Genomic DNA, 10,446 nt, shown 5'->3' on the forward strand with positions numbered 1-10,446 from the left:
TACAGTTGATGGTCAGAGGCAGCGGTATACGAGATATTGCTGAAGTTGAGCGCATCAGTATCGGTAAAGTTTTACGTACTTTAACTGAATCAACCTATGAAATTCAGCCTCAGCAAAGTCATTATGAATCTCTCGAAGTAGATGAGTTCTGGAATTTTGTTGGAAATAAAAAGAATAAACAATGGCTTATTTTTGTTCAAAAGTCATATTTTACCTCGGAGAAACCGGACATTTCTATTTTGGAGTTACACTCTCGTTTCGTATAACAGCCATTATGTTAAATCATCGTATTAGAAGATAAATTTTCAGATGTAGTAATTGATCTAAAATGATGTTTCCAAAGTTGAATTCCTAAATTTCCACTTCGATCTAAAGAAGAACCTACAGTTAAATCTGTAACTAAGCAGGGGAAAAGACCAGCATCAAATAATCTAAAACCAGCAGCAAGAACACACGTATCCGTTTGGATACCACATACATAAACTTGTTGAGTATCTAAACCTTTCAAATACTGAATCAAGTCATCTGTTGGAGAATATCCATACTTAATAAATACTTTCTCTACTTTTAGTGGACATTCATCAAATTCCGATGGAGCCCAATTTAGCTGGCTTTTGAAGGGAACTATTGATTCATCATGTAGTTCTATAGTCGCGATTGAATGAACCGAAGGCAGCAATTTTTCTAATTTTTGTATTAACCAGTTAGGAGGATTAAAAGTTGATTGAACATCAATTATTAACAGGACTGGTTTCATAAATAATAACAAATTAGTTTTAGTAAATTGATTTTATCAAGAGAAGCCTTTTAAGAGCTACTAAAATTAATATAATATGCCTTATAAGAAATCTGAAAAAAACAATTTAAATCAATATTTTAATGTGTTTTTAAAAAATTCACATAACAGCCATTATGTAAAAAGGCTTAATCAAAATAACCTAAAATTGCTAAAGTAGGTATAAAAAAGATCGCAAATACACCAAAATATTGAATCATCTTCTTATGTCTGAAATCTCGTTTAGAAATGATCAAAAGCAAAGCTGAAAAAGAAATGACTATTAATGTCCATGAAATTGAATACATACTTAAATCCTAATTAATTATGTTGGGCTTTAAATTTCTCTAAAATTAACATAATACACCTTATACGAAAGGCCCATAAATTGGGCTTTTTGGTCATGCATTTAACATAAAATCTCATCTACGAAATCCAGATTCAAGACATAAAAAAGCCCGACATCCTGTCGGGCTTTTTTAGATTGGGTTGCTCGTCTTGCTGATCTCGTGCTGCCCATTCCTTGCGCTACTTTCTTATTCTTGTTTTTTTGGAAACATCCTGTTCCCTGTATAGCCATCATAGGATTAATGCCTTGAATTACCAATCCGCAAAATCCTTAAATCTATGTAAGTTTTAGCTTACAAAGTTGGCCTATTTTTATCCCAAGAGTTGTCCGCAGAAATTGGGGATGATTTAAGCTCTCTATGGATTGATAATGCACACTAAAGTTTCATTTTGATTAAAAAATCATCAAAAACATTGGCAAGAAGTATCAAATCCGTTCATAAAAAAGCCGACTTGTTTCCAAGTCGGCTTTTTAGGTTTTGCGTCCCAATTTTTTATAGCATAACTTTTTGAAATATAAAACTATTTATGAGTACGTTTCGTATAAGCTCTATTATGTTAAATGGTATGAATATACATAATTACTTTCTGAATTTAGTTGATTTTGTTTAATTAACAAACATTCCGAAGATAACAAACGATAATAAAATTAATAAACCATATATTTTCATAACTCTAAATCGTGTTTGTTCACCTCCCCACCATAATACTAATTTTGGAGAAATTAGACCTAATATAAATAGGACGCTACAGAGCATAAAACCCATGGCGCCAGCATCTTCATTAAATATTAGGCTACCAATAATTAGAATTGCTACATAGCCTAGAACGACCGCAGTTGTTTTAGGTTTTGCTTTTACTTTTATCTGAGCTGCCCATTCATCAAATTTTTGATATCCAATATCTGCGGCAAAAGATTTTAATTTAGGGACATTAGTATCACAACTTTTTATAGATTTTAGGTCGTACTTTGATGCTTCTAGTAAAAAATCACTTTCGATAGCACGATTTAGAATCTCAGCAGAGTCTTTTTCAAAACCCTTGTAACCAATTTGATTTGCAAACTCTTGTAAAATTGGAATATTAACTTTACATGCTGAAACCGTGGTCAAATTAGTTGCTCCTAGCTTTAACTTAAAATCACTTTCGATAGCATGATTTAGAATCTCAGTAGAGTCTTTTTCAAAACCCTTGTAACCAATTTGATTTGCAAACTCTTGTAAAATTGGAATATTAACTTTACATGCTGAAACGGTTGATAAATCTGTTGAACTAAGTCGCTTTTCAAATTCTTGTTTTTTAGCGGCTTCAAGTAACTTTTGGGATTCTTCCTTAAAATCCTCATAACCAATTGATTTGGCATATTCTTCAAGAATTGTAAGATTAACTAGACAATCTTCCAATGAGGCAAGGCTAACTTTAGAGCGTTTTAACTCAAAGATTTTCTTTTTCTCATTTGCAAGACTGGCTATACCAAAATAATTCATGACAGCTTCAAGGCTTCGATCATGGTCACCAAAATTGCTGAGAAAAAGTATATAAATGTCTCTATTGTAAGGGTAAAGTTGGATTGCTTTAATTAAGGATGGCAAGATCTTATCTTCTGGAATTCTGCCAGAATTGATACCTTCCACAATAGCTTCAACTTTTGAGGATTCCTCATTTGAATATTTATAGAATGTATTACCAATCTCAGAGTTAATAGCATCAATAGTTGCCTCAAAAGCTGCTATTACAATATTGTATAAACCTTCTGCTACTTGATTTAAAGTAGACGGACTTTTAAATATGTCGTTTTTCTTTATTGAGTCACCAATAGCATTTAAACCTGCTGCTGCTAAGTTAAATACACCATGCCCGATATTAGAGGTAATATTTTTAGCGAAGGCTTCACCTTGTCCTCCTGCATTATAGCCAACCCATTTATCTCTACTTTTGCGACGGGCCGTTCTATATGCATGTAACCCCTCTGTTCTTTCAACAATTGCTTCGTATTTGCTTGCAATAATATTAAAGTCTTCATCCCATGTATCATAATCGCTCATAAAATTCTGATAGAACTGCTGTTCAGTCATATCATAGATTTCATGGTCTGCTAAAAACTTCATTGCTTGACTTATAGACTCATGACGAACCTGATTAGCATAACTGTCACTTTTGTTATAAAGATCATCTAAATCATTAAAAATATTAAAAAAGTTGTTCTTAATATTTTCATGCCAATCAAATGCCATTTGATAAAAAACTTTTCTAATAGTATTAGTTTCAGCTTTATTTTGTGGAAAATTAATCGGGTGGGCATACAATTCAATATTTAAATTTAATGAGCTCATTTTTATATACACAATGTAAGTTTTTGTAATGATAGTTTATGATAGTAATGTATTGAAGAACATAGCTTTATTAAATTTTAAACTGATAGAATTTAGGAAAAGTTATTTTATGAGGTGTTATATTTTTTTAAGTTTATCTAAAATTAACATAATACACCTTATACGTAATGTGTTATAATTCCACTTAGAAATCAATGCTGTAGTTTCTAGTTGATAGCCCACCTTCCCCAAGGTGGGCTTTTTTTGTGATTTTTCACGTTCCACGCTTAAAATTCGAACAGTGTTTCATGATTTTTATAAGTTAAACTAAATTTAGTTGCTAATCCCAATAAGCTATTCACTAACTTGTAAATATCGGTATACCGCCTGACGACTAATCCCAAAAGCTTTCCCTAATGCCATTTTCGATGGATACTTCCCCTCCTTCCATGCTTGTCGTAAAGCTTCAGCTTGGTCAGGCTTTAGTTTATGCACCCGACCTTTGTACTTCCCCTGAGCAGAGGCGAGTTTTATTCCTTCCTTTTGCCGCTCTAAAATGATCTCACGTTCGAACTGTGCAAAAGCACCCATCATTTGAAGCATCAAATTATCCATCGGGGTGGATTCGGCTGTAAAAGTAATATTTTCTTTTACAAACTGGATGGCGATCCCTCGTTTGACCAGTTTATCTACTTCAGTGACCAAATCTTTTAGGCTTCGCGCAAAACGATCCATTGAATGTACAATCACCCTGTCCCCTTCCCGGACATAGTTCAACATTTCCTGAAATTTAGGTCGGTCAGTATTTTTACCTGAAGCACGGTCAACAAAAATCCGGTCGACCTCAATTCCTTCAAGTTGACGTCCAGTGTTTTGCTCGACAGAACTTACCCGGACATACCCTACTTTTTGGCCTTTCACTATTTCACGCCCCAATTGGATAAAAATGAACAATTTCGTAAATTATAATTCTTTAACACTAAAGTTACATGTTACTTATGATTAAAAATCATTTAAATGATACATAATTTCATGAACTTTCAGATTGTAACTTTAGGGTTTAGTCTAAAGTAACAGAATGAATATTCTACCCCCGATAGAAACAGCCGTACTCTGGGGGGAGATTTTTTTGATGTGCAGGTGCCGACCCTTACCAGAAGGCACTGTTGAAAATAACCACGAATCGTAAGCTGAATACTCTTTTAGCTAAAGGAGCAGCATATGAATTCTTTCCATAAAATTTAGGCTTGTATACCCAGAAAAATGTGGAACTTCTTAGGTTTCATACATGAGGATTTTGATAGGCTCACTGACTATTTTAAATTGTGTGCCTTAACTCTCTGTTCTAAAAGGCTATTCAGAATTTTTAGACTGTTTATTTTGAACATTCTTTTTACTCTGTGGTGGCGATGCCGTAATTGGACCTTGCAAGATGCATGGTCGTGTATGGGCGATGTCCAGAAAGAATTTGACTCAAAACTATTTTAGTTGGGAAGGAATGCTAAAAATTGGAGATTGATACATCTCATCGTTTGTTTAAATATTTTTTGATTAAATTTTCCCTTTAAAAATTCTATTTTTTTTAATGTCTTAACTTGTATTTAATATAGGAGATCCCCATAACAACAAAAGCACTACAGGAATACTACAATATGGCGAATCCACAAAAACACTATGCTAAGTTCCACACAAATATTCGATTAGGTCGTTATGACGAAGAAAGTACATTACGTGAAAAACGTGACCTTTTGATTAGCACCTTAAAAGATGAACTCAAAAAGGATCCAAATGGTCCTCAATTTGTTGAATACTTTAATCAAGGTAGTTATGCCTTGGGCACAGGGATTAAGCCTAAGAATGGAGATTATGATATTGATGTAGGAGTTTTATTAGATTGTGACAAAGAGGAATATGGCTCAGTAGAAATTAAAAAAATTGTTAGAGATGCTTTAACTCATTCAAATAGAACTGTAACGATCAAACGACCTTGCGTAACTGTCACTTATCTCAAAAATGGTAGTCCCGATTATCATGTAGATCTGCCCATCTACGCTGAAGACGACAAAGGCAATATGTATCTAGCTCGAGGTAAGGAATTCTCCTCTGAAGACCTTAAGACTTGGGATATTTCAAATCCTACTGAACTTACCGATACAATTTTGGGAAAATTTGAAGATGATTCAGATTTACGTCATCAGTTTAGACGATGTACTCGCTACTTGAAACAATGGCGAAATGAGAAAGGTCTAGATTTTTTTAAGAGTATTGCTATCACTACAGCTGTATATGAGCATATAACAGCTGAAGATTATGAGAATGATAATAAGGTATTACTTTCTATAGTAAATAATGTATTAGATCAATTCACTACCTTTAGCATTGATCCAGAAAATAACGAGTATTACTTCAGACTCGTAATTAATTTACCTGCACATCAAGGTGTAGACTTACTCGAAAAATTGACCCGAAAACAAATGGAGCACTTAAAATCAAAACTTGAAGATTTAAAATCATCTTTAGAAGCTGTAAATGAGGAAACTGATACAGTAGAAGCTTGCAAAATTTTAAATAAAACTTTTGGAAGACAATTCCCTATCCCTGAAATACAAGAAGTGTCCGAACCAGTAGTACAAACTTATTACACTCAAGAAGGAAAATCTGCTTAGGAAAACTCAATGTTTTTTGATAACCCAAAGTTAGACAATATTGAAAAGCTATTAAGTGAACATGGAGCTCAAAATATCCATGTCACTTCTATTACTAAGGATTGGGTTAATCTAAAATTTGATTTTCTCATTAATACACAACAGGTTTGCCTTGGTCTAATTTTTCAAAATAGAGCTAATTGGACGATACCTCCCATTTTTAGAATATTGACACGACCAATGTCTGCCTTAGATCATGTGAGTCAAAGTGGGGAAATTTGTACTACGGATCATCAAGGTGAAAACTTTGAAGGCTATAGACATAAAGAACTTATTACTGAATTCTTTGAAAGGGCTATAGATATACTCAAGCAATCTTTTATTAATTTTCAATTAAACAACCGAGTAAGCTTGTATAACGAACTAGAAGGATATTTAGGCAGCACTCAAAATATAAATGAGGATGTAATATTACATTGCGACCCTACTTCTACATTTAATTTATATGGTTGGTTAAGAAAATCATCAAAAGGGAATCATCAAATATTAGAGCATATTGATGATGGCGATAGTTCTTACATAAACCACAACCAGCTCACAAAAGTAAAAATTCATAAGATATTATTAGAAGATGCTTCTGTTTTCCCCATACCAGATATAGGAGATTATTTTAATGAGGACTATTTTCTAAAAATTGTTAATACCCTCTCTAATGAGAACAAACGATCTTTGTTAAAACAAGGCAATCATTATGCCCTAGTGGGAATTCCAAATGAACATGGATTTGCTTATGTGATTTTTTATTATGCCATTTGGTATTCTTTCAAAGAAAAAGTATCCTTCAAAGGCTTTAAAGTCTCTTTAACACAAAGAGCGTGGATAGATTATTTATTAAATAGAACGGGGCAAGAGAAAAAAACAAGACATATAGCGATTATCGGATGTGGGGCTTTAGGCTCAAAGATTGCAGAGATATTAGCTCAAACAGGCGTAAATAAATTTTCTTTCATAGATCCAGAGCTTTTAAAAACAGATAATATTTATCGTCATTCTTTAGGTTTGCAGTATGTTAATACCTATAAATCTACTTCTTTAGCTAATAAGTTTTTAATAGAAAGGCCCGGATTAACTATTTTTCCATTCGTAAGCCATGGTGAAAGCTGGATAAAATCAAAAATTACTGAAGATATTGATACTATCATCATAGCAATTGGCCATACTCCTACTGAGATTTCTCTCGTAAAAACTATTTATGAAATAAGTGCAAACATTCAAGTAATAATAGGCTGGTTAGAACCTTATGATTTAGGTGGACATTTTATTTCTTTCAATAATAAACATGTAGGATGTTTAAACTGCTTATATTTTGATGAAAAATCAAATAAAAGTCTTACCCCTATGTATAAATATGTACAATCTGGACAGCTAATTGCTAAAAATATTACAGGGTGTGCTGGTGCATTTACCCCCTTCTCTTCTTTAAATTGCATGAAGCTAGCAAGCTATATTTCTGAATATGTCCTGAATCAACAATTAGGATTTGTTTCTATTTCTGGCGACAATCAGAATGCAAATAAAAATGGAATAATTACTACCCCTTTTTATAATTCAGTAAATAATTCAAATGGAATTAATATATTGAATTTAAAAGAAATTTATAAAGAAGTATGCCCATGTTGCAATACATAACTCAAGGGAGGATTAAATGTGACACACCTACAGGCCAAGTCTTTATTATTCAAGCAAATGTTTTAAAGAGTTTAAAGCAATTTATACAATTAGAATCAGATTCTCCAGAATCGGGTGGCATTCTAATTGGAAGAACAGACATAGAAACTAAAGCTAAAATCATTGAAAGCTTTACCTCTCCTATGGAAGGAGACTGTCAAACACGTATGTCTTTCTTTAGGTCAAAGTCCCACCAATATGCTTTAATACAAGCTTGGAACGAATCTAAAAAATTCTATAATTTTCAAGGCCTATGGCATACACATCCTGAAGATGTACCAACACCCTCTCCAACCGATTTAAGGGATATAGATACTGTTCTAAATGGCATTACCAATCTTAATGACCCAGTTTTATATTTAATAATCGGAAGAGTAAAAACTGGAATCTGGATTGGTAGAAAAAATTTTAAAATCAAACTGTTAGGTTATATTGAGTTAAATTGAAAATGCAACTAGACCCATCCCTAAGTTTACAGACTTCTTTATCAGCAATAGATGATTTATCAAATGCAAATAAATATATAGAAGAAATTTTAAAGCATATTTGTATAGATTCATTAGGTGTATTAGTTGATGAAGAACGTAAAAATATAATTTTTGTCTTATTGAAAAATAAAAGCCCTGAAAGTTTTTTCCGTATAATTCTCAATTATGATGATACTTTAACTTTTGTCCGAAGATTGCTTGCCAAAAAAATTTCCATTTATGCACGCTTTCTTCAAGGTCACATAATTGATGCCCACACTCTACATGATTTTGAAAAGTTAAAAGAAACATGGAATTTAACCTCCTCTCAAGAGAGCGAAGTTAAAGATGTAGATTTTGTTCCTAGAAAGATTCCTAAACAAAAACCAAACCCTGTAAACCAATTAGAATATTTCATAAAAAGAATTTTTGATTTTGAGCATCTTACAGGTAGGGGTAACGATTTATCTGAAAAAGATAAAAACCAGATTTATCTCTCAAGTCATGGCCGATGTATGTTTAAAGGATGTGGTGCAAAATTAAACATAGATGAAATAACTGGATTTGAAGGTACATATGGCGTTTTAGCTCATAATGTTGCAGCATCAGAAAATTCTACTCGCGGTATCCCCTTCTTCTCATATCAACTATCAGATGATCCAACGAATATTTTATTATTATGTGAAAAACATCATAGGTTAATTGATAAAGTTGCTGGCGCAGAATATACAGCTTCAAGACTCTCGCAAATGAGAAGTAATTTCACAGCACAATGCGAAGATTTATTAGATTCTTTAAGCTTTACTCCTATGCCAGTGTATTTATTTTTCTGGCCCGTGAATCGCAATATTCCTCAGTCTCCTTCACGACGTGATATTGCAAGCTGCCTTCTCCCATTAAAATCTATTTTGCATAAAGATAAGACACTAATTCATGAACCATTACCAGCTCATTTAAGAGCTTCAGCTGATGAGTTCTATAAAAAGTATTTTTTAGAAGAATTTGAAGTTCAAACAGAACAATTACTTAGGGAAACTAAATTTGATGATAAGAGAGTAGCTATTTTTGGCTTCGGCCCTATGCCATGCCTAATAGCATTAGGAAGTAAATTAGGAAATAAAGGGAAATTTATACCTATGCTTATGTATAGGGATGGAAGTTGTTGGATGTGGCCTGATCTTATATGTACAACCAAAGCGTATGAAATTAATAATTTCAGTGAAATAGAAGATTGTACTGAAATTACTATTAGATTGAATCTCACTGCTGATCCAGAAACCTCTAAAAATAAGGCTGTTGAATTAGGACATCCGGTAATTAATATTACTGCTAAACCAGAATATATGGGGAATGGAGCAATAAGAAATCCTGAACGAGGACTAAGTTTCATGCAAGATATTCATGCGTTATTTCATAGTCTAACAGATAAAGGAATTACCAAAATTCATGTCTTACCATGTGCATCCAATGCTGCTTGTATATGGTTTGGACAAGCATTTGATCTGCATCATCCTGAAATGGTTATTTATGATTACTTAAATAATTCAATGGTTCCAAGACTTCAAATTCGAAATAATGGAAGCAAGAATGAAATCGCTGTAATTTAAACAGTATATTTGATAGTACTTTCATACCATTAGATTTAAATATGACATTAGTAAATGGAGTTTAGCTCTAATGGGGCTTTGTTGCATAAATATCTAAGACTATGATTTTGTTTAATTTATTTTTGGATTAAAATTTAAACAAATCCTTAAAAATCAGTATCTTGAAGAATGTTTATACAACAAAGCCGTTTTAAACTAAAAAATGTTTGTAATACTATTTTATTTAAATCACTCTGCGATCTAGGTATTAAATTTAAGACTTTCCATGGTTTTAAATAATCTTGCAGATTTTTTTGTGGTTCGAGAATATTTAAATCTTTATTAATATCAAAATTTGAGGGAATTCCATTTGTATTTTTTGCTAATAATTCCTTAACTAAATTTGTTGGAATAGCTCCATTTAAATGAACGTGTAAATCACCCTTAGGAAGATTCACTATCATATCTTCATTAATTTTTTGTAGTGCAGACATAAGTGTAGAAATTAATATAGCTGATTGAATTTTATCATAAAATCTATTTCCAAGTTATTTATTTTTAAATTTTTCTATTTCAATTCTGAAT

The 10,446-nt window shown here is 32.4% G+C and carries 8 protein-coding genes and 1 pseudogene; 5 read left to right on the plus strand and 4 right to left on the minus strand.

Annotation, left to right across the window (positions count from 1 at the left end):
* Positions 1-194: pseudogene (locus C9E89_RS20540) on the plus strand (IS1 family transposase); the annotation flags it as partial.
* Between the two features lie 83 nt (positions 195-277).
* Here the strand turns inward: C9E89_RS20540 and C9E89_RS20545 are convergent.
* From C9E89_RS20545 to C9E89_RS20555, 3 genes are all read right to left on the minus strand, one after another.
* Positions 278-757: an isochorismatase family protein gene (locus C9E89_RS20545; protein WP_065995571.1), complete on the minus strand. Its 480-nt coding sequence runs from the start codon at positions 755-757 to the stop codon at positions 278-280.
* 974 nt (positions 758-1,731) lie between these two features.
* Entirely contained in the window at positions 1,732-3,456 is a 1,725-nt protein-coding gene (locus C9E89_RS20550) for a hypothetical protein (RefSeq protein ID WP_107010041.1), read from the minus strand.
* 333 nt (positions 3,457-3,789) lie between these two features.
* On the minus strand, positions 3,790-4,356 hold the full coding sequence (locus C9E89_RS20555) for a recombinase family protein (protein ID WP_000678311.1): 567 nt from the start codon (positions 4,354-4,356) through the stop codon (positions 3,790-3,792).
* Positions 4,357-5,087: 731 nt separating this feature from the next.
* Here C9E89_RS20555 and C9E89_RS20560 point away from each other — a divergent pair.
* The 4 genes from C9E89_RS20560 to C9E89_RS20575 are packed head-to-tail and all read left to right on the plus strand — an operon-like array spanning position 5,088 to position 9,882.
* On the plus strand, positions 5,088-6,101 hold the full coding sequence (locus C9E89_RS20560) for a nucleotidyltransferase domain-containing protein (RefSeq protein WP_005006358.1): 1,014 nt from the start codon (positions 5,088-5,090) through the stop codon (positions 6,099-6,101).
* A 9-nt stretch (positions 6,102-6,110) separates the two neighbouring features.
* On the plus strand, positions 6,111-7,769 hold the full coding sequence (locus C9E89_RS20565; protein WP_005006360.1) for a ThiF family adenylyltransferase: 1,659 nt from the start codon (positions 6,111-6,113) through the stop codon (positions 7,767-7,769).
* Entirely contained in the window at positions 7,754-8,254 is a 501-nt protein-coding gene (locus tag C9E89_RS20570; protein ID WP_005006362.1) for a Mov34/MPN/PAD-1 family protein, read from the plus strand. The genes C9E89_RS20565 and C9E89_RS20570 overlap by 16 nt, the downstream gene beginning before the upstream one ends.
* Before the next feature lie 2 nt (positions 8,255-8,256).
* Positions 8,257-9,882, plus strand: coding sequence for an SAVED domain-containing protein (locus tag C9E89_RS20575; RefSeq protein ID WP_005006366.1), 1,626 nt, complete (start codon positions 8,257-8,259; stop codon positions 9,880-9,882).
* A 146-nt stretch (positions 9,883-10,028) separates the two neighbouring features.
* Here the strand turns inward: C9E89_RS20575 and C9E89_RS20580 are convergent, their stop codons facing one another.
* On the minus strand, positions 10,029-10,355 hold the full coding sequence (locus C9E89_RS20580) for a hypothetical protein (RefSeq protein ID WP_005028412.1): 327 nt from the start codon (positions 10,353-10,355) through the stop codon (positions 10,029-10,031).
* Positions 10,356-10,446 lie beyond the last annotated feature (91 nt).

This window comes from Acinetobacter sichuanensis, assembly GCF_003024515.2.
Classification (GTDB): Bacteria; Pseudomonadota; Gammaproteobacteria; order Pseudomonadales; family Moraxellaceae; genus Acinetobacter; species Acinetobacter sichuanensis.